The sequence below is a fragment of the Yersinia sp. IP36721 genome (genome assembly GCF_003634395.1).
Lineage (GTDB): Bacteria > Pseudomonadota > Gammaproteobacteria > Enterobacterales > Enterobacteriaceae > Yersinia > Yersinia entomophaga.
Genome location: NZ_QCZL01000012.1, coordinates 55,908 through 77,053 on the forward strand (window position 1 = coordinate 55,908; position 21,146 = coordinate 77,053).

The window sequence follows — 21,146 nt, forward strand, 5'->3', positions numbered from 1 at the left end:
AAGTACAAATAGATTGAGTATAAATAGAGATACCTATGCTGAGCCGCTATCACACCATTGCCGATGCTATCGCGATCCTTTTTGCCCCCTATGCCGAAGTCGCTATTCACGATATGGCCAGTCAGACTCTGGTTTATATCGCCAATAACTATTCACATCGTCAATTGGGAGAGGATTCCAATTTAAGCGAGCTGGCGTTCGACCAAAGTGCAAAGCTGCTGGGACCTTATCAAAAACGCAATTGGGATGGTCGTCAGCTTCGTTCAATTAGCTCGGTGCTGCGGGACGATGACGGGAAAATTATCGGGTTACTGTGTATCAATCTGGATATTACCGTGTTTGAAAACGCCAAAATGGCGTTGGATATATTCCTCAATAACAGCGGGTTACAGCCTCAACCTGCAGTTTTATTTCAGGATGACTGGCAGGAACGTATCAATACTTTTATTCACCAGTGGTTGCAGCAACAGCAGCTTTCTCTCTCAACGCTGAATAATCCTAGCCGCCGCGCCTTAGTTGAAGCGCTTTATCAGCACGGCGGATTTAAAGGCAAAAATGCCGCGGGCTATGTAGCGAAAATCCTCGGAATTGGCAGAGCAACGGTTTACAACTACCTAAAAAATAATAAGGAATCCCTATGAGTTCGCTATTTGATGCCATTCAGGAAGCCCATCAGATTCTGCGTCCGCAGGTACGCATTACGCCACTGGATTACAGTCCGTTGCTCTCGCAGCACACTGGTTGTGAGGTTTATCTCAAATGCGATCATCTTCAGCACACCGGTTCCTTTAAATTTCGTGGTGCCAGTAACAAACTGCGCCTACTGAGCGAAGAACAACGCCAGCGCGGCGTGATCGCCGCCTCTACCGGCAATCACGGTCAGGGCGTGGCGCTAGCCGCAAAACTGCTGGGCGTCGAAGCCACTATTTATGCCCCAGAACAGGCTGCAGCCATCAAATTAGACGCCATTCGCGCGCTGGGCGGAAAAATCGAGCTGGTAGCCGGTGATGCCTTAAATGCAGAACTGGCCGGAGCCAAGGCGGCTCAGGAACAGGGGAAAGTCTATATTTCCCCCTACAACGACGAGCAAGTTATCGCCGGACAAGGCACCTGCGGCATGGAAATCGTCGAACAGCAGCCGAATCTGGACGCGGTTTTTGTTTCCGTTGGCGGTGGCGGCTATATCGCCGGAATCGCAACCGTATTGAAGAAGTTGTCGCCAAATACGCGGATTATCGCCTGTTGGCCAGCGAATGCCACCAGCATGTATAGCAATCTGCTAGCCGGCGAAATCTATGAAGTGGAAGAGCAGGAAACGTTGTCTGACGGCACCGCTGGCGGCGTAGAAACTGGCGCGATAACTTTCCCGCTATGTCAAAAACTGATCGACGATAAAGTACTGGTTACCGAAGAAGAGATCAGACAAGCCATGCAGTTAATTGCCCGCAGCGACCGCTGGATGATTGAAGGGGCGGCGGGCGTGGCGCTGGCGGCAGCATTGCAACAGGCACCACAATGGCAAGGCAAAAAAGTGGCGGTTGTACTGTGTGGTAAAAATATCGTACTGGAAAAGTACCTTAAGGCCGTTTCCTGATGCTTATCCTCAATAAACAGCAAATACTCGACAGTTTCGCCGCCGATCGTACCACTTTACTGCTAAAACAAGGATTTATCGCGTTCAGCCAGCAGCAGGTTCAGATGCCGGCGGTACAGCATTTGTTATTCACACAGGCTAATGGCGATTGCTGTATCAAAAGTGGCTATCTGGAAGGAGACGACAGTTTTGTCGTGAAAGTTTCCAGCGGATTTTACACCAATCCATCATTAGGATTATCCAGCAATCAAGGTTTGATGATGGCCTTCTCGGCCAAAACCGGTGAGCCACAGGCGCTATTAATGGATGAAGGCTGGCTAACCGCTCTGCGCACCGCATTAGCCGGTCGAATTGTTGCCGAACTTTGTGCCCCAAAACACATTACAGCTATTGGCATTGTGGGCACCGGCTTACAGGCTCGCTTACAGTTGGTGCACCTGAAGGCCGTAATTAATTGTCGGGATGTCTGGGTTTGGGGACGAAATCCTGAAGCATTATACGATTATCAGTTATTTGCTGAATCAGAAGGTTTTCGCGTACAGATCACGCAAAATGCCAGCCAGTTAGCGGAAAAGTGTCAATTTATCGTGACGACTACGCCGAGCCGCGAACCTATTTTGCGGGCTAAAGACATTCAACCCGGTACTCACATCACCGCAGTCGGCGCTGATGCTACTGGCAAACAAGAGTTGGAAATCCAACTTGTGGCCAAAGCAGATAAGATTCTGGTGGATTCATTGGCGCAATGCCGCGCATTCGGTGAGATTTCCCATGCTTTTCAGCAGCAGTTACTTCAGGCAACACCCATTAGCGAGATCGGTGAAGTATTGGCGCTAAATAAACCCGTTAGAGAAAATGATCGTCAAATCACGCTGGCAGATTTAACTGGCTTGGGCATTCAGGATGTACAGATCGTAAAAAGCATTCTGCTTTCCTGCCCCTGAGCCTCAGAACAGGAAGGGGCCACTAATGGCCCCTAAAGCGTTTTTTACGTTATTTAGCAGCAAATTAACGTTGATTCAGCACAAACTTTTCAATGGCTAGCGCTACGCCATCTTCTTCATTAGTTGCCGTCACGTACTGGGCAATCTCTTTTAGCTCGGGAATAGCATTCCCCATCGCCACGCCCAGGCCAGCATATTCAATCATCGCGTAATCATTACTCTGATCGCCTAAAGTCATCACATTTTCCTGTGCGATGCCTAGATGCTCCGCCAGCATTTTAACACCGGCACCTTTATCAACGCGTTTACTTAGAATTTCCAGGAAGTAAGGCGAGCTTTTCATAATAGTGAACTTCTCGAACACTTCGGCAGGAATCTGTGCGATGGCGCGATCCAAAAGCTCTGGTTCATCGATCATCATCACTTTAGGGAAACGCATTGTTGGGTCCATTTCACTGACACTACGGTATTTCAACGAAATTCCCGTCAGAACAGTTTCGTGAATGGTGTACTTACTGATGTCTTTGTTAGCGGTATACAACGTATTGTAATCAAAAGCGTGGAAATGCACGCCTAACTGCCGCGCCAGAGCTTCGAAATAAAGATAATCATCAAAGCTTAAGGTTTCCTGCAACACACATTCACCGGTCGCGGCTTTTTGAACTAATGCACCGTTATTGCTAATGCAATAATCGTTGCTGTTTTCCATATTCAGTTCGCGCAGATATTGAGTGACACCGATATAAGGCCGGCCGGTAGCCAGTACCACCACCACGCCTTTTTTCTGTGCGGCCTCGATGGCCTGCTTTACTCTAGGGGTAATTTGGTGAAGCCCGTTAAGCAGCGTACCGTCCATATCAATCGCAATCAATTCAATAGCCATGACACCCTCATATATTTACATCGTCTTGCATCATGCTAACGCGATTCAGCGAACGAATGCTAGCAAGGGTTTACTCAACCGCCTGCTTGCCTATGAAACCTGGCTCGAAGCAGCAATATTGGCTGCAAATCGCGCCTAAACTGGCTTTTCAGGCAAAAAAAAACCAGAGACAGTCGCCTGCTCCGGTTTTCTTATTGCCGCAATTTATCAGATATCGATATTTGCTGCTTTTAAGGCGTTTTCTTCGATAAAGGCACGGCGTGGTTCCACTGCATCACCCATCAGAGTGGTAAACAGTTGGTCTGCGGCAATGGCATCTTTCACCATTACGCGTAGCATACGGCGACTTTCTGGGTCCATAGTGGTTTCCCAAAGTTGATCCGGGTTCATTTCCCCCAGACCTTTATAACGCTGAATTGCCAGACCACGGCGGGATTCTTTCACCAGCCAATCCAATGCTTCTTCGAAGCTATCGACCGCGAAACGACGCTCGCCGCGCTCAACGTACGCACCTTCTTCGATCAGGCCACGCAGTTTCTCACCCAGCGTACAAATCTTGCGATATTCACCGCCGTGAATGAATTCGAAGTCCAGATCGTAATCGGTATCAACCCCGTGGGTACGAATGCGCAGAATCGGCTCAAACATCTGACGCTCACGGTTTTCACGAACGATCGAGCTGTAGCTGCTACCGTGCTGTTCATTTTCATTCAGCAAGTTCACCAGAGAATCGATCCACTGCTGTACCGCTTCTTTATTGTCTAAATCGTCTTCCAACAGCGTTGGCTGATAAATCAGGTTATTCAGCAGCGCACGCGGATAACGGCGCTCCATGCGAGTAATGGTTTTCTGCACGCTGTAGTGTTCAGCAACCAGTTTCTCCAATGGTTCGCCAGACATTGCTGGTGCATTAGCGTTGATATGCAGAGCCGCGCCATCCAATGCCAGAGACATTTGATATTGCTCCATCGCATCATCATCTTTGATGTACTGCTCCTGCTTGCCTTTCTTCACTTTATACAGCGGCGGCTGAGCAATAAACACATGGCCACGCTCAATAATTTCCGGCATCTGACGATAGAAGAAGGTCAATAGCAACGTACGGATGTGAGAACCATCGACGTCGGCATCGGTCATGATAATGATGCTGTGATAGCGCAGTTTGTCCGGGTTATATTCATCCCGGCCAATCCCGCAGCCCAGCGCAGTAATCAAGGTAGCGACTTCCTGCGAAGACAGCATCTTATCGAAACGCGCTTTCTCAACGTTAAGAATCTTACCTTTCAGCGGCAGAATCGCCTGATTCTTACGGTTACGGCCTTGTTTAGCCGAACCGCCCGCTGAGTCCCCTTCCACTAAGTAGAGTTCGGACAGCGCCGGATCGCGTTCCTGACAGTCTGCCAATTTGCCCGGCAGACCGGCCAAATCCAACGCGCCTTTACGGCGAGTCATTTCACGAGCTTTACGCGCTGCTTCGCGAGCACGAGCGGCATCAATGATTTTACCGACCACGATTTTGGCGTCGGTTGGGTTTTCCAACAGATATTCGACCAGCTTCTCATTCATCAGCGTTTCAACCGCGGTTTTCACTTCGGAAGAAACCAGCTTGTCTTTGGTCTGAGAGGAGAACTTAGGATCGGGAACTTTTACCGAAACTACGGCGATCAGGCCTTCACGAGCATCGTCGCCGGTAGCGCTGATTTTCGCTTTTTTGCTGTAGCCTTCTTTATCCATATAGCTGTTCAGGGTACGGGTCATCGCCGTACGGAAACCAACCAAATGGGTACCGCCATCCCGCTGAGGAATGTTGTTGGTAAAGCAGTAGATGTTTTCCTGGAAACCATCGTTCCACTGCAACGCCACTTCCACGCCAATATCGTCTTTTACCGTAGAGAAATAAAAGACTTTTGGGTGAATCGGGTTTTTGTTCTTGTTCAGGTACTCGACAAACGCCTTGATCCCACCTTCGTAATGGAAGTGGTCTTCTTTATCGTTACGCTTATCTTTCAACTTAATGGAAACGCCTGAGTTCAGGAATGACAGCTCGCGCAGGCGTTTCGCCAGAATTTCATACTGGAATTCAGTATTATTGGTAAAGGTCTGGAAACTCGGCCAGAAACGTACCATGGTGCCGGTTTGTTCGGTTTCACCGACAACTTTCAGCGGCCCCTGTGGCTCACCCATTTTATAAGTTTGCTCGTGAACTTTACCTTCACGACGAATGACCAATTCCAATTTTTCAGAAAGGGCGTTGACAACCGAAACCCCAACGCCGTGCAGACCACCAGACACTTTATAGGAGTTATCATCAAACTTACCGCCGGCGTGAAGCACGGTCATGATGACCTCTGCCGCGGAAACCCCTTCTTCTTCATGCAGACCGGTAGGAATACCACGGCCGTCATCCTGTACGGATACGGAGTTATCGGCGTGAATAGTCACCTGAATTTCTTTACAGTGACCCGCGAGGGCTTCGTCGATAGCGTTGTCCACAACCTCGAATACCATGTGGTGCAGACCGGTACCGTCATCAGTATCACCGATATACATGCCCGGACGCTTACGAACCGCATCCAGCCCTTTTAATACCTTGATACTTGAGGAGTCATAAGTATTCGACATCAACGTTTCTCGCTCATCTTTAATCCTGTGGTTGAACCTCTATTTTGCCATGTTCCACTCGGAACATCTTGCCCTTTTCACCTACCATGTCGGTTACTTGTTCAGCGCTAACCGCACTGACAAAAACCTGTGCCTGGGTGGCTTTCAAACGCTCAGCCAATAAACGGCGTCGGCCGGTGTCCAGTTCAGAAGCAAAATCGTCAAGCAGATACAGGCAACGCCGCCCGCTCTGTCGGGTGAGAAACTCACCCTGCGCTAACCGCAGCGCGCACATCAGCAGTTTTAGCTGACCGCGCGATAGCAAATCTTCTACCGGCGTACCCTCGGCCCGAATGCGGAAATCCGCTTTATGCGGGCCGGCGGCGGTATAGGTTAGCGCTCTGTCACGCTCAAACTGGCGTTCCAGCAACTCACCGTAGTCGCTCTCTTTGTCCCAGCCACGCTGGAAAGAGAAACTCAGGGCGAACTCTGGCAGGAACAGGGCGCATGTCGCAGCAATATCTGCGGCAATGGCGTCACTGTATGCCGCTCGCCATTCGCTAATACGCTCAGCCAGCGGGATAATTTCCTGATCCCAAGGCCGTATTTGCGCATAGCGATTCACCTGGCGCAGCGCGGCGTTGCGCTGCTTAAGTAACCTTTTCAGGTTGCTCCAGGCAGTAAAGAAACCGGGTTCATTATGAAAGCAACCCCAGTCTAAAAAAGCGCGCCGAAACTTCGGCCCGCCGTTCAATAAGGTAAAACCTTCTGGCGTGATCAGCTGCATTGGCAACATTTGCGCCAGCTCAGCCACTTTATGGCCGTCACTGCCATCAATCCGCACTTTACTGTCGCCCTGGCGACTCTTGCTTAACCCAACGGACAACTCACGCTCACCGCCGTCTACCCGCCCATGTAATACAAACTCAGGACAGTCATGGCGAATCACTCTTCCTGCCTGTAGGCTACGAAAAGCCCTACCATGACCAAGGGTATATACTGCTTCGAGTACGCTGGTTTTGCCGCTGCCATTGGGGCCGACGAGAAAATTAAATCCCGCGGCCGGTGCCAGATCTGCAGATTCGATATTACGAAAATCTTTTATCAGTAAACGCGTCAAAGCCATGAAGCTGGTTCTTATTCTTATGATCGAGGACGTCATTATCGCCGGCAGACTGGATGTGAGCAGAGTTCAGCCTCATCCATGCAGGCAAATAGACAGCCCGATAAATACTACAAACGCATTGGCATGACTACGTAAGCCGCCGCCTGACTCGCGCTATCTTCAATCTGTACGCTTGAAGTCGAATCCGTTAGCAATAGGCGAACATCTTCACATTTCAAAGCGTTAAGCACATCCAGTACGTAGCTGACGTTGAAACCGATTTCCATTTCCTCGCCTTCATAGCTAACGTCCAGAATCTCTTCGGCTTCTTCCTGCTCAGGGTTGTTTGCCGTGATCTTGAGCTGATTATGGCTAACATAGAGGCGAACACCGCGGAATTTCTCATTCGATAAAATAGCGGCGCGGGCGAAGGCCTGCTTCAGCAAATCACAGCCTGCTTCCAGCGTTTTATCCGGATTCTTCGGCAATACACGGCGATAATCAGGGAAACGGCCGTCAACCAGCTTGGAAGTGAAAATAAAATCACCCACGTGAGCACGAATGTTGTTACTGCCAATTTGCAGACGCAGTGGCGTGTCGCCGCCGTCCAGCAATCGAACCAGTTCCATGACCCCTTTACGCGGCACGATCACCGAATGTGAAGGCAAAGTCTGGCCAATAGGCATTGAGCACACCGCCAAGCGATGGCCGTCGGTGGCTACGGTGCGCAGTTCTTCACCTTCGGTTTCAAACAGCATACCGTTCAAGTAGTAACGCACATCCTGATGGGCCATTGAAAACTGGGTTGACTCAATCAGACGCTTCATCGTGGCCTGAGGCAGCATAAATTCTACCTCACTTTGCCAGTCATCCAGATTCGGAAAATCAGCGGCAGGCAGCGTAGACAACGAGAATCGGCTGCGACCAGAACGCACCAGCAGGCGATCGCCATCCAGCGCCACGGTAATTTCAGCCCCTTCCGGCAACCCACGCCAGATATCAAAAAACTTCCGCGCAGGCACGGTCGTTGCGCCCTGTTCATGGGAGTGGGACAAGGCGACTCGCGCCACCATTTCCATTTCCAGATCGGTACCGGTCAGCAGCAAAGAGCCTTCCGTGACTTGCAGCAACAGATTGCCCAGAATTGGCAACGTCGGACGTCCACCCAGCGGGCTACTGACCTGTTGCAGGGGTTTTAGCAGATGCTCACGTTCAATGATAAATTTCATAGCGCTAGGAGGATAATGTTCTGATTAAGTTAGAGAAATCTTCTTTGATGTCGTGACTTTCTTCACGCAACTGCTCAATTTTCCGGCAGGCGTGCAACACCGTGGTGTGGTCGCGGCCACCAAACGCATCGCCGATTTCAGGCAGGCTGTGGTTGGTTAGCTCTTTGGCCAATGCCATCGCCATTTGGCGTGGGCGAGCCACCGAACGAGAACGCCGTTTGGAGAGCAGGTCTGCGACCTTGATTTTATAATACTCGGCCACTGTCTTCTGAATATTATCGATAGTGACCAGTTTTTCCTGTAACGCCAGCAAATCACGCAGCGCTTCACGCACAAAATCAATGGTAATGGCGCGTCCGGTAAAGTTCGCGTTGGCAATGACGCGGTTCAGCGCCCCTTCCAGCTCACGAACGTTAGAACGCAGGCGTTTGGCAATAAAGAACGCCACTTCTCCTGGCAGACGAATATCATTTTCATCCGCTTTTTTCATCAGGATCGCAACGCGGGTTTCCAGCTCCGGCGGCTCAATGGCGACCGTCAAACCCCAACCAAAGCGTGATTTCAGACGATCTTCCACGCCATTTATCTCTTTCGGGTAGCGATCCGAAGTCAAAATGATTTGTTGATTACCTTCAAGCAAGGCGTTGAAAGTATGGAAGAACTCTTCTTGTGAACGCTCTTTATTGGCAAAGAACTGGATATCATCGATCAGTAACGCATCTACTGAACGATAATAACGCTTAAATTCTTCAATTGCGTTGTTTTGCAACGCTTTTACCATGTCCTGCACAAAGCGTTCGGAATGCATGTAAACCACTTTGGCATTGGCTTTACGCGCCATGATGCCATTCCCCACCGCGTGTAACAGGTGAGTTTTACCCAAGCCGGTGCCGCCGTAGAGGAATAGAGGGTTATAGGCACCACCCGGATTATCCGCAACCTGACGGGCTGCCGCGCGGGCCAGCTGGTTAGATTTACCTTCAACAAAGTTATCGAAAGTGTGCTTAGGGTTGACGTTAGAGCGATAAGAAAGCTCTGGCTGCGCCGGTGAGCTGTCCCAACTCGGACGCATCGGCGCACTGCGAATCACCGGAGCGGCGGGCGCACTGACGCTGGCGGCGGTAACCGGTTGATTCTGTGTTTGCACCATGGGTTTGCTGCCAACTTCAAAGCGAAGCAAGGGTACGTTTGTACCGCAGAAGTCATTAAGCAAACCATTGATATTGTTTAAGTACTTATCACGTACCCAGTCCAAAACAAAACGATTAGGTGCGTAAAGCGCCAGAGTATTGTCACTCAGTTCCGCCTGTAGGGGGCGTATCCACATACTAAATTCTGTGGCAGGTAACTCATCCTGCAATCGGGCAAGACACTGCTGCCAAAGCGAAAGTGACACGGCGGACTCCACTCGAACAAGATCAATAAAAGAAAGAAATCAGGATATTGTGTAAATCATCGTTTTTGACACACGCCAATTGGCCTGTAGCAGGCCGAAGCGACATGCGAACCGTTTTTACGGTTGTTTTTTTACGATTAACATCCCCCCACGATCCCAGAGTAGAGATCGCGATCGGAATGGCGGATCATAGCGCAAAAGGAGCAATAGATCCTCCCCTTCCTCACAGATTAGATCCTTTTTATCCACAGGTGTGGCTTGACAAACAAGTGTAACCCACCGCGCCGCATTTGGTTGAGCACATCAGCATTAATCAAGAAAAATTTCAGACTTTCCTGAAATAACCCACAGCCTGCCCACAATCCGATCCCCTGATGAGAACAAAGGATCTTGATGCGATCCTTGCGATTTATCAGGGAGTCCGTATAATCCTCAGCCCTACGTGTGATGCCTGTTTTCCAGATGGCTTTGGCCAAACGGAATCCTTCGGTAAACACGGGCAGGCTCCTTGGTAAACTCCCGGTTTGGAAAACTTCCTTACTGGCTTGCGCAATGTGAATTGACTCAGGACTGTACAATTATTACAATCCCGCTTCTTTATATGTTGCGATTGAGGCGTCGGTGGTCTTCACTCCGAGCAGCCAAACGCGTTTACTGAATCAGTAATAATTTTAAGTTTAGGTAGAAATCGCTATGAAACGCACTTTCCAACCGTCCGTATTGAAGCGCAACCGTAGCCACGGTTTCCGTGCTCGTATGGCCACCAAAAATGGTCGTCAAGTTCTGGCTCGCCGTCGTGCGAAAAGCCGTTCTCGTCTGACTGTTTCTAAGTAATAAAGCTAACCGACTGAGTGGTTAAGCTCGCTTTCCCTAGGGAGTTACGTTTGTTAACTCCCAGTCATTTCACTTTCGTCTTCCAGCAGCCACAACGGGCTGGCACGCCGCAAATCACCATCCTCGGCCGCCTGAACGAGCTGGGGCATCCCCGCATCGGTCTTACCGTCGCCAAAAAACATGTCAAACGTGCTCACGAACGTAACCGGATAAAACGCTTAACACGCGAAAGCTTCCGGCTGCATCAGCACACGTTACCGTCTATGGATTTTGTGGTGTTGGTTAAAAAAGGTGTGGCTGACCTTGATAACCGTGCGTTGTCGGAAGCTTTGGAAAAATTATGGCGCCGCCACTGTCGCCAGGCTCCCGCATCCTGATCGGCCTGATTAGGGGCTATCAGCTCGTAATCAGTCCGCTGTTGGGGCCACGCTGTCGTTTCCATCCGACGTGCTCTCATTACGGAATTGAGGCATTGCGCCGGTTTGGCATGATAAAAGGCAGTTGGTTAACGCTGAAACGCGTATTAAAATGCCACCCTTTGAACCCAGGTGGCGATGATCCCGTGCCGCCGAAACCCGACGATAACAGAGAACACTAACGATGGATTCGCAACGCAATCTTCTCCTCATCGCGCTGCTGTTCGTGTCTTTCATGATCTGGCAAGCATGGCAAGTGGATAACAACCCACAAACCGCCGCCCAGACCACGCAACAGACTTCGAACGCAGCTAACGGTGATACCGCAAGCCAGGCCGTGCCAGCCAGTGGCCAAGGCCAATTGATCACGGTTAAAACTGATGTGCTGTCTCTGACCATTAATACACGTGGTGGTGACATTGAGCAGGCTAACCTGCTGGCTTACCCGGATTCTCTGGGTTCAGACAAAACATTTGAGCTGTTGGAAACCACGCCAGCCTTTGTTTATCAGGCGCAAAGTGGCCTGACAGGCAAGAATGGCCCGGACAACCCGGCAAACGGCGAACGTCCGCTGTTTGAAGTGGCGCAAAACAGCTTTGTGCTGGCTGACGGTCAGGATGAACTGCGTATCCCTCTGACCTTTACCGGCAAAGATGGCTCGGTCTTTACGAAAACGTTCATCGTTAAACGTAACGATTACGCAATTGGCGTGGATTACCACGTTAAAAACGCCTCTGCCGCACCGCTGGAATTGACGTTATTTGGGCAATTGAAGCAAAGCATCAACCTGCCTAAACACCGTGATACCGGTAGCAATAACTTCGCACTGCACACTTATCGCGGCGCGGCGTACTCCTCTGATCAAGATAATTATCAGAAGTATGCTTTCGATAAAATCGAAAAAGAACCGCTGAATATCACCACCAAAGGTGGCTGGGTTGCGATGTTGCAGCAGTATTTTGCAACCGCGTGGATTCCAGCGGCTAACGAAACTAACACCTTCTATTCTGCCGATCTGGGCAATGGACTGGCGGCTATCGGTTTCAAAGGTGCGCCTGTTGTCGTACAACCGGGTGAACAGAAACAGCTGGGAGCAACCCTGTGGGTTGGCCCGGAAATTCAGGACAAAATGGCCGCTATCGCGCCGCATCTTGACCTGACTGTTGACTACGGCTGGCTATGGTTTATCTCTCAGCCACTGTTCAAACTGCTGAAGTTCATTCACGGTTTTGTCGGTAACTGGGGCTTCTCCATCATTGTCATCACCTTTATCGTGCGTGGTATCATGTACCCGCTGACGAAGGCGCAGTACACTTCGATGGCGAAGATGCGTATGTTGCAGCCTAAACTGGCCGCGATGCGTGAGCGAATCGGCGACGATAAGCAACGTATGAGCCAGGAAATGATGGCGCTGTACAAAGCTGAGAAAGTGAATCCTCTGGGCGGCTGCTTACCGTTGATCATCCAGATGCCAATCTTCCTGGCCTTGTACTACATGCTGATGAGTTCCGTTGAGCTGCGCCATGCGCCGTTTATCCTGTGGATCCATGATTTATCGGCGCAAGACCCGTACTACATCCTGCCGATTCTGATGGGTATAACCATGTACTTCATCCAGAAGATGTCACCGACTACCGTGACTGACCCGATGCAGCAGAAGATCATGACCTTTATGCCGGTAATTTTCACAGTGTTCTTCCTGTGGTTCCCAGCAGGTCTGGTACTGTACTATATCGTCAGTAACTTGGTGACCATCCTTCAGCAGCAGTTGATTTACCGTGGCCTGGAAAAACGTGGCTTACACAGCCGCGACAAAAAGAAATAATGTGTATCGGTAATCATCTGTAGTAATAGCCTAAGGCGGTCAATTGACCGCCTTATTCTTTTTTAGTAGAAACCACTTTTACGCCGTCCAAGAGAGAGATAACCATGAGCGCAACGGATACGATCGTCGCACAAGCTACCCCACCGGGACGCGGTGGCGTTGGCATTTTACGTGTTTCAGGCCGTGCCGTGGCGGCCGTCGCCGAGGCAGTTTTGGGTAAATTACCCAAGCCGCGTTATGCCGACTATTTGCCTTTCCGCGATGCCGACGGCACCACGCTGGATCAGGGTATAGCTCTCTACTTCCCCGGCCCGAATTCTTTCACCGGCGAGGACGTGCTTGAATTACAAGGGCATGGTGGCCCTGTAATACTGGATTTATTGCTTAAACGCGTCTTGGCCCTGCCAGGCGTGCGTATTGCTCGCCCGGGGGAATTTTCCGAACGTGCGTTTCTCAATGACAAACTGGATTTGGCACAGGCGGAGGCTATCGCCGATCTGATCGACGCCAGTTCTGAGCAGGCCGCGCGTTCGGCGGTCAACTCGCTACAAGGCGCTTTTTCAGTCCGAATTCATCAACTGGTGGAAGCACTCACTCACTTGCGAATCTATGTGGAAGCTGCGATTGATTTTCCTGATGAGGAAATCGACTTTCTTTCTGATGGCAAAATAGAAGGCCAGTTGAACGGCGTAATGCGTGATCTGGAAAACGTACGCGCCGAGGCTCGTCAAGGCAGCCTGCTGCGAGAAGGGATGAAAGTGGTCATCGCTGGTCGCCCAAATGCAGGAAAATCCAGTCTTCTCAATGCATTAGCAGGACATGAAGCCGCCATTGTTACAGACATCGCCGGTACCACCCGCGACGTGCTGCGGGAACATATTCATATCGACGGTATGCCGCTACATATTATTGATACCGCTGGCTTACGGGAAGCAAGCGACGAAGTAGAGCGAATTGGTATCGAACGTGCTTGGAACGAGATCGAACAGGCTGACAGAGTGCTGTTTATGGTCGATGGCACAACCACTGATGCTACTGAACCTGCGACAATCTGGCCAGAGTTTATGGCTCGTTTGCCCGCAACATTACCGATTACCGTCGTACGTAATAAAGCCGATGTGACAGGCGAGACGCTTGGTTTAACCGAAGTGAATGGTTACTCACTTATTCGTTTATCAGCCCGAACCGGCGACGGAATTGACCTGCTGAGAGATCACTTAAAACAAAGCATGGGGTTCACCAGCAATACCGAAGGGGGCTTCCTGGCTCGGCGCCGCCATTTACAGGCGCTGGAAGCCGCTGCACAGCATCTGGTTCAAGGTCATGAGCAACTGGTTGGCGCACAGGCTGGCGAGCTTCTGGCTGAGGAGTTACGCCTTGCTCAACAATCACTTAGCGAAATAACCGGTGAATTCAGCTCTGATGATTTGCTGGGCCGAATTTTCTCAAGTTTCTGTATCGGTAAATAATCAAAACCGAATCGGGCTAAGCCAAATACAGTGCTTATCCCGATAATTTATGATGGCATCTTATTCAGAGGCCATCATAAAGATCAAAGAACATTGCAATAAGTGGTGAGTGAGCACTCACACCATACAGAGTTCTAGCTAATAAAGGCGCTCAATCGGCAAAAGCATACTTTTACCTCATCTACTCCCTATCGCGCTGCTGCTATTGCGCCCTTAAATTAAGGTTATTTATAATTGACGGTGAAAGTAGCCGTAGTCATCAGACTGCCAGCAGCAATTCTATTCTCGGTTTGATAGAATCTGGCCTTATAGGGCAGTTGGGTTAAAGTAGAGAGACTCCCAAGCGGTTGTTCTGTATCAAAAACCAAAGGAGCATCCCGCTCAACTATTTGAATGCCCACCCCCGCTGAAGTAGATGTCGAATCCGCTTTGATGACGCCGTTGCTACTTCCACCCTGCCAGATAATAGTCGCTTGAACCCCTCCACTACACTGCACTTCAATATCAAAACTTCGCTCACCGCTAGTGCTGCCGACACCTTTAAAGGTATTTTTCAATACAGCGCCCATTGGAACATCAATTTGGGGCGTCCTGACTTCACAGGTTTTTGCCGTTACTTTAAAACTGGGAATTTCGTAGCTAAATAAAATCTCATCGGTATTGAATCCCTTCTCATCCTGACGAGCTAATATTATTTTTATTGGATTAACCACACCAGATTCGGCATTCTTATCAACTGATATATAAAATTTACCGGTGAAGTTTTTTCTGACACCGATCCCTCTCATACTACCAACATTCATTTCCTGAGGGCTTAAATTATTTGGTTGGAGGCTCCACTTTATTTTCACTCCTAACAGATTGGTATCAAAATAATTATTTATGCCAATACTAGACACACCCAGCATAGACTTAACATAAATTCCCTGATGGGTTTTCCCCGGACAATTTACGTTAATTCCACTTACAGTTTTAACTATTATTTTCGGTGAATGAGCCATATCTCGACGAATAGAAATATCATCAAAATTAACTACCCCTACAGCTCTGTTAGCGTTACATACAGGGGATTTTGCAGCTTTCGCTCCATTTAAATAACTACAAAAAATAATAGATATAACTAACATCAATCCTGTTTTATTATATTTTCGGCTAAGAAAAATATAATTAATAGAAGCAAACATAAAAAATCCTTTTAATAACGACACTGGGCCACAAGCCGTAAAACACCTGATTTATCTGACATCTTTGATAAATCTAACTTTGCATAACAGTGCTGAGCAGGCTCTTTTCCCCATTGCACCTTTATTTCCGCATTTTCTGGAACGGCGTTTAAGTACAACTCACCTTCATCACCAACAATTCCACTGCTATCACCGTTTACCAACGTGGCACTGGAACCAAAAGGTACAGGCTTATTATCACTAAGTAATGTCACCAGTATTCGGTGCCCCTGCCGGACGCGAAAATCAGCGGCAACCACCGCGCCACGGGTTGGTACAACTTGCTGCACTGACTCATCCAAATCGAGGCCGTCAGCCAGTCCTTCTGTATCTAAAGCCACGCGGTTATAGGCATAAGGTTCAATAGACGGAATAACTGCATAACCTCTCGAATCAGTTTTAATGCCTCTCTGATTTAATATTTTTGCTTCCGCAGCGCCTTCTGCTCTAACCAATGCCACCGTCTCCCCTAAAGATTGAGAGAAAGTAATACCATCACGGTGAGCAACAATACCGCCCGATAATCCGTAATTTAGCATTCTGCTATTATCGCTATGGCTATATGCCATATTCATGCGTCCAGCATTATGAACATATTCCAACGACGCGCCGGCGCTGGTTGTCGCATAATTATTACTTTGATCCATGCGGATACCGTATAACAGCGCACGATCTTCCAAAGCACTTCCATTAAACGCTACCTGTTGTGTTCCCTGTCCACGATCGTTTCTATTAATACCGTAGGTTAGGGTTCCATTTGATATCCATTTATCCAAAGGAATAGAAACGTTAAAAGAAACCTGTTTATCCCTGGCGGCGGTATTTTCACGACTATCGCTATAAGAAAGGTTTAATCCATATCCAATACCCGCGCGATTAATAGTATATCCGGCGGATAATGATTGGTTTTTTCCCTGCTTTCCCCAGTAGTCCTGCTGGTTGGCTGACAAATAAACACTGCCCAAATCACCCATTCCCTGATTTAGAGTTAACTGTATTTGGCTACGTTTATTTAGCCCAGCGTTAACTGATTTTTTCGCTGTATATTCGTTTGCTTCCGCAAATGAGTAGTAGCCCGATGTAGAATAGCGATAGCCAGCTAACGTCAGCGAAGTTCCCGTGGTTTCAATACTTTTTGCATATTGAATACGATAAGACTGCCCTTGTTTACGCTGATTATCTTTCAGTCTGGCATCGGCCAGAGTCGTATCCAGAGAGATAGCACCGAAATTACCTAAGCCGAGTCCAAATCCGGTATTTAACGCGCGATAATTATCAGCAGCCTGTATACCAGAAAGTAAACTGACTCGATTAGAAAGCCCATAAATAAAGGAGCCTTCACCAAAATAAGGCTGATAAATATTGGCCCCAGAACTTCTGTAACGGCCAAAAGTTACCTGGTATTTTAATTGCCCTTCTCTTTGCATCATCGGCACTGAAGAGAATGGCTGGACAAATTTACGCTGTTGCCCGTTCTTTTCGGTGATCGTAACCTCTAAATCTCCGGAACCAGAAGTTGAATAGAGATCGGATATAACAAACGGCCCAGGCGGCACATAACCTTCATAAATAACATAATTATTTTGGCGAACCGTTACCCGAGCGTTGGTTTGAGCGATACCACGAATAATGGGTGCGAAACCTCGCTGGCTTCCTGGCAGCATTAAACTATCGGATGAAATGGATGCACCCGTGAACTGTATACTGTTAAATACATCCCCGTCAGTGAAAGCTTCACCGAGAATCATTTGGCTCTTTAACCGATGAATATCTCGCTGAACGTAACTGTTAATAGATGAGAAACGGCTACCCCCCTTATTTTCTTCAGAGTCATGACTATAGGTAGATTGGTTTCTGATACGCCAGGAACCAATATTAATTCCACTTCGTACATTTAAAAAATAGCTTTGGTTTTTACTTGTTCCATTATGATTATCCGAGCCGGTTAAATCATAGTTCACTAAAAATGAAGACAGCCCCTGTTGCCATAAATGCGATGAAACGGCATCTCTGACCTGAACATCTAGCGCAGCCTGCGGGATGCTGATATCCAAACGTTGAGAATAAAAATCAAAAACAACAGACGCCTGAGGAATATATTCTTTAAGGTCATCAATAATATGTTTTGAAGGAAGATCACTCAGCGTCGGAGTTGACGATATTTTTACGCCAAAGCGGCGGAGGTCATCCACGGTTAACTGTGGTAATAATGCTTTATCCGCCGTCTGAATAAATCTGACCCGCCTGGTTTCTTTCTCATTTCCGTTAAGAAATATAACCACCTGATACTCACCGGGTAATTGACCACCAGAGTTTGAAAAAGCGCTTAAATCAATAACAGCTTGCTCTGCATCACTTAACTCCAACGCAGATAATCGAAAATGGTCTTGCGCCAGAACCGAAGATGATAAGCATAAAAAAAAGGCTGAAATGAGCGTACAAAATAATAACTTTAGCGCACCTGGATTTATATTTAACATAATACTTTTCAGCCTCCTGCTGATCGTTCATCTTCCTTTTACCGCAGTTTTTGAGTGATCTCCGGGCTGACACCACCGTAGCTATTAATGCTGCTCCACTTTACGGCACAACCCGCTAAGCCCGATGGAAGTAAGAAGTGGGAAACACCCTGCGGAGCTATCATGTCCGCGCCTGCCAAAGCTTTACCATTAACCCTAATTTGTCCTAGAGTGACGTAATAATTGCTGGGGTTTTTCACCTCAAGCTGGTTACCAATACGACGAAACATCAATGATTTATAAGCCTCTTCCGCATCTCCAATGATGCCTTTAGGCCGGTAAAACAGTTTGATCCTCGTTTTAACCGCTATTAATAAAGTACTTTGTTCATTTTCTTGCACCGAAGGAATAGATTTCACATTCAGGTAAAACACCGATTCCCTATCTTCCGGTAAGTGACCACCGGTGCGCACAATTCTGAGCGTACTTTCTTTACCTGCATCCAAACGAAATAATGGAGGCGTCACGACAAAGGGAGGTTTCTCACCTTTTGTATTGCTATTGATAAAGGATTGAATTAAATAAGGCTTTGTTTCATCGGAATTAATTACCGAGATTGACGCCTCTTTTTTATTTCCATCATAGATAACTCGTGTTCCTCCAACGGTGACACCTGCCCAAGCCGGATATATGAATAACATTGATAATATCAACGTTATTTTCCTAATAAAAAGACACAAATTAAATAAATCATTTATTTTAGATTTCATAACAACTGTCCATGGTGTTAATTATCCCTGGCAAATAGCCATCACAATTCGCCTGCTGCCAGGGAATAAATTTTTATGAAAATTAATTTATATTTTTATTTATAAGAAATGTCGAAGTTTAGAGTAGCCTCTGCCTTTCCTGCTACGCCAGATTGACCATTAGCGACATAAGCGACTTTAAAAGGAATGTTTACATTAGCGCTATTAATAGCATCCGGGTATTCATAGCTAGCTGAATTTAAAGATATTTGATTTCCATCTTTGTCGTAAAGACCTATACCGATCCCTTCAGCGCCTGTTGCATCTAATTTTAACAACTTGTCGTCCTCGAGATCTGCCGTACCGGTAAAAGCGATAGACATAAGAACCGGAGCTCCAGTAACAACCGGGCAACCCGTTAATTTAATATCGAAATCTCTCTCACTTCCGCTAACTTTATCGCCTTTATTTTTTATCTCGCTTTTTAAAAATGCGCCCATTGGGACAGAAAGTGCTGATCCGCCAGAAATGGTACAGGTTGTTTCCATAATTTTACCGGTAAATTTTACCGTTCCGTTTGTTACCCCATAAGTCGTGCTACTTAAAGACATCAACGTCCCAGTAATTAATGATAAAACCACCCTTCTTTTCATTTACATCTCCTTGACAAATAAAATAAATATCCATTTTTTAAACTTCAAAATAAAAGCGTAAATAATTTATGACAAAAACAACTTTCCAGTACAGATATAAATCTGTACTGAGATAACAATGACAAATAACTTAAAAAACCAGAATAAAATTTTCGATAAAAACAAGAAATAAGAGCTTTAAATAGCTCCTATGTTTTTACTTTTAAATAACCATTAGCGATTTGTAAAATCCATTTACTTTCTTAATTAAGATTCCATCCTTAGCCTTTTAATTAATATCTTTTAAGGAGAAAATTATATGGGATTTTATGACTCAGATCAAACTTTAATCTATTTACAGTAAAACAAGAAAATGACTTAAGTTAAATTGTTTTTTTACAATAAGTTAAAGTTTAAAGTAAATAATTCTTTACACTTAGAAGTTAATTATCTCTACCTTCATCTGGTCTGGCTTGTGGGAATTTTCTGCTTTATTTAATTAATAATCTCCCAAAACTTAATCATCTTTGTTATCTATTCCGATATAAAATGAAATAACCTACTTTATTAGTATATTTATTTCGAGCTATTAACCTGTTTAAACCGAGGTATTATCCTTAAAAAAACCAGATAACCACATTATTTATATGTGTAACATTAGATAATGTCTCATCTACTCATGCTAAGAAAACCTTGTTTTTCTTCATTTCTCCCACTGGATCTAATAGCCGGGATAACTGAGTATTCTTCAGTTACATCCACCGAGGAGCCTTGTTTTGATGGCAATATCAATGAGTAAACTCTCTCAATCCAACCTTTCCTGATTGAAGTTATTGATGGCTGCACTAAGTTACTAAGTTACTAAGTTACTAAGTTACTAAGTTATAGACATCCATTTTGCTCAAAGAATACAGCTCTACTGTTGCAAGCCAATTAACGTTTTTTTAGATTATTATTAGTACGATAGAAACAGCATGACCCTTTTTATTATCAAACCCAAGCCTTACACCAAGTCACTCTTAGGTAGCGATATTTTTATTGATATTCAGCAAGATAAGCAGACAAATACCTATTGTTTAATTCGAGTAAGCAAGCCTAATCTAGTTCAAGACAATATTATTTCACCAATTAACAGGAGTGAGTCATGTCACAGCAGCCGCTTAAACTTGTTACCTTACTGGGTAGTCTGCGTTCCGGTTCCTATAACGCTATGGTTGCCAAAGCCTTGCCGCAATTAGCTCCCGCTGGAGTGACTATCGAGGCCCTGCCTTCTATCCGCGATATTCCTCTTTATGATGCTGATGTTCAACAGGAAGATGGCATTCCAGCTAGCGTAGAAGCCATTGCAGAGCAAATCCGCCAGGCCGATGGCGTGATCATTGTGACACCAGAATATAACTATTCGGTTCCCGGCGGTTTGAAAAACGCTATCGATTGGCTTTCTCGCCTACAAAACCAGCCCTTGGCTGGCAAACCCGTGTTAATTCAAACGAGTTCAATGGGCCCTATCGGCGGCGCACGCTGCCAATATCACCTGCGCCAGATTTTGGTCTTCCTCGACGCTATGGTGATGAATAAACCAGAATTTATGGGCGGCGTAATTCAGAGCAAAGTCGATGAAGAGCGCAGAGAATTAACCGATCAGGGAACCTTGGATTTTCTGACTAAACAACTCGCCGCGTTCAGCGCTTATATTGAGCGAGTTAGAGTGAAGTAAGCCCCATTTTGCATCAGACCCGGATAAAAAAAGCCCCGATCTCTGCAGATTCGGGGCCATTTTTATTACT

General features: G+C 47.0%; 19 protein-coding genes. 9 read left to right on the forward strand and 10 right to left on the reverse strand.

Features of this window, described 5'->3' with window-relative positions; all coding sequences use genetic code 11:
- The first annotated feature begins 35 nt into the window (after positions 1-35).
- Genes DBA33_RS11645 through DBA33_RS11655 form a run of 3 tightly spaced genes read left to right on the forward strand, consistent with a single transcriptional unit; the run spans position 36 to position 2,538 of the window.
- Entirely contained in the window at positions 36-641 is a 606-nt protein-coding gene (locus DBA33_RS11645) for a PAS domain-containing protein (protein ID WP_064515934.1), read from the forward strand.
- Entirely contained in the window at positions 638-1,594 is a 957-nt protein-coding gene (locus tag DBA33_RS11650; protein WP_120806530.1) for a threonine/serine dehydratase, read from the forward strand. The genes DBA33_RS11645 and DBA33_RS11650 overlap by 4 nt, the downstream gene beginning before the upstream one ends.
- Positions 1,594-2,538 carry an ornithine cyclodeaminase family protein gene (locus tag DBA33_RS11655; RefSeq protein ID WP_064515937.1) on the forward strand — a complete coding sequence of 315 codons (945 nt, stop codon included), beginning with the start codon at positions 1,594-1,596 and terminating at the stop codon, positions 2,536-2,538. The genes DBA33_RS11650 and DBA33_RS11655 overlap by 1 nt, the downstream gene beginning before the upstream one ends.
- A gap of 64 nt (positions 2,539-2,602) precedes the next feature.
- Here the strand turns inward: DBA33_RS11655 and yidA are convergent, their stop codons facing one another.
- From yidA to DBA33_RS20635, 6 genes are all read right to left on the reverse strand, one after another.
- Positions 2,603-3,421 carry a sugar-phosphatase gene (gene yidA / locus DBA33_RS11660; protein ID WP_064515939.1) on the reverse strand — a complete coding sequence of 273 codons (819 nt, stop codon included), beginning with the start codon at positions 3,419-3,421 and terminating at the stop codon, positions 2,603-2,605.
- Between the two features lie 207 nt (positions 3,422-3,628).
- Positions 3,629-6,043, reverse strand: a complete 2,415-nt coding sequence (gene gyrB, locus DBA33_RS11665; protein WP_064515941.1) for a DNA topoisomerase (ATP-hydrolyzing) subunit B — start codon at positions 6,041-6,043, stop codon at positions 3,629-3,631.
- A gap of 19 nt (positions 6,044-6,062) precedes the next feature.
- On the reverse strand, positions 6,063-7,148 hold the full coding sequence (gene recF, locus DBA33_RS11670) for a DNA replication/repair protein RecF (protein WP_120806531.1): 1,086 nt from the start codon (positions 7,146-7,148) through the stop codon (positions 6,063-6,065).
- A 107-nt stretch (positions 7,149-7,255) separates the two neighbouring features.
- Positions 7,256-8,356, reverse strand: coding sequence for a DNA polymerase III subunit beta (gene dnaN, locus DBA33_RS11675; protein WP_064515947.1), 1,101 nt, complete (start codon positions 8,354-8,356; stop codon positions 7,256-7,258).
- Positions 8,357-8,360: 4 nt separating this feature from the next.
- Positions 8,361-9,752: a chromosomal replication initiator protein DnaA gene (gene dnaA / locus DBA33_RS11680; protein WP_049597411.1), complete on the reverse strand. Its 1,392-nt coding sequence runs from the start codon at positions 9,750-9,752 to the stop codon at positions 8,361-8,363.
- Between the two features lie 230 nt (positions 9,753-9,982).
- Positions 9,983-10,249 (reverse strand): hypothetical protein, encoded by a 267-nt coding sequence (locus DBA33_RS20635; RefSeq protein ID WP_064515949.1) that lies wholly within the window; start codon positions 10,247-10,249, stop codon positions 9,983-9,985.
- Between the two features lie 196 nt (positions 10,250-10,445).
- On the opposite strand from DBA33_RS20635, the gene rpmH reads away from it, so the two are divergent.
- From rpmH to mnmE, 5 genes are all read left to right on the forward strand, one after another.
- Positions 10,446-10,586, forward strand: coding sequence for a 50S ribosomal protein L34 (gene rpmH, locus DBA33_RS11690; protein ID WP_002220736.1), 141 nt, complete (start codon positions 10,446-10,448; stop codon positions 10,584-10,586).
- 17 nt (positions 10,587-10,603) lie between these two features.
- Positions 10,604-10,963: a ribonuclease P protein component gene (rnpA, locus tag DBA33_RS11695; RefSeq protein WP_120806532.1), complete on the forward strand. Its 360-nt coding sequence runs from the start codon at positions 10,604-10,606 to the stop codon at positions 10,961-10,963.
- On the forward strand, positions 10,927-11,184 hold the full coding sequence (yidD, locus tag DBA33_RS11700; protein WP_049597413.1) for a membrane protein insertion efficiency factor YidD: 258 nt from the start codon (positions 10,927-10,929) through the stop codon (positions 11,182-11,184). The genes rnpA and yidD overlap by 37 nt, the downstream gene beginning before the upstream one ends.
- 2 nt (positions 11,185-11,186) lie before the next feature.
- The gene (yidC, locus tag DBA33_RS11705; RefSeq protein ID WP_064515951.1) at positions 11,187-12,827 is read left to right on the forward strand and encodes a membrane protein insertase YidC; all 1,641 of its coding nucleotides are present in this window, start codon (positions 11,187-11,189) and stop codon (positions 12,825-12,827) included.
- A 104-nt stretch (positions 12,828-12,931) separates the two neighbouring features.
- On the forward strand, positions 12,932-14,296 hold the full coding sequence (mnmE, locus tag DBA33_RS11710) for a tRNA uridine-5-carboxymethylaminomethyl(34) synthesis GTPase MnmE (RefSeq protein ID WP_064515953.1): 1,365 nt from the start codon (positions 12,932-12,934) through the stop codon (positions 14,294-14,296).
- 224 nt (positions 14,297-14,520) lie between these two features.
- On the opposite strand, the gene DBA33_RS11715 is transcribed toward mnmE, so the two are convergent.
- From DBA33_RS11715 to DBA33_RS11730, 4 genes are all read right to left on the reverse strand, one after another.
- Positions 14,521-15,480, reverse strand: coding sequence for a fimbrial protein (locus tag DBA33_RS11715; RefSeq protein WP_120806533.1), 960 nt, complete (start codon positions 15,478-15,480; stop codon positions 14,521-14,523).
- Positions 15,481-15,491: 11 nt separating this feature from the next.
- Positions 15,492-17,999, reverse strand: a complete 2,508-nt coding sequence (locus DBA33_RS11720; RefSeq protein ID WP_064515957.1) for a fimbria/pilus outer membrane usher protein — start codon at positions 17,997-17,999, stop codon at positions 15,492-15,494.
- A 38-nt stretch (positions 18,000-18,037) separates the two neighbouring features.
- Positions 18,038-18,748 (reverse strand): molecular chaperone, encoded by a 711-nt coding sequence (locus DBA33_RS11725; protein WP_235600968.1) that lies wholly within the window; start codon positions 18,746-18,748, stop codon positions 18,038-18,040.
- A 95-nt stretch (positions 18,749-18,843) separates the two neighbouring features.
- Positions 18,844-19,380 (reverse strand): fimbrial protein, encoded by a 537-nt coding sequence (locus tag DBA33_RS11730; protein ID WP_064515960.1) that lies wholly within the window; start codon positions 19,378-19,380, stop codon positions 18,844-18,846.
- Between the two features lie 1,123 nt (positions 19,381-20,503).
- On the opposite strand from DBA33_RS11730, the gene DBA33_RS11735 reads away from it, so the two are divergent.
- The gene (locus DBA33_RS11735) at positions 20,504-21,076 is read left to right on the forward strand and encodes an NADPH-dependent FMN reductase (RefSeq protein WP_064515961.1); all 573 of its coding nucleotides are present in this window, start codon (positions 20,504-20,506) and stop codon (positions 21,074-21,076) included.
- Positions 21,077-21,146 lie beyond the last annotated feature (70 nt).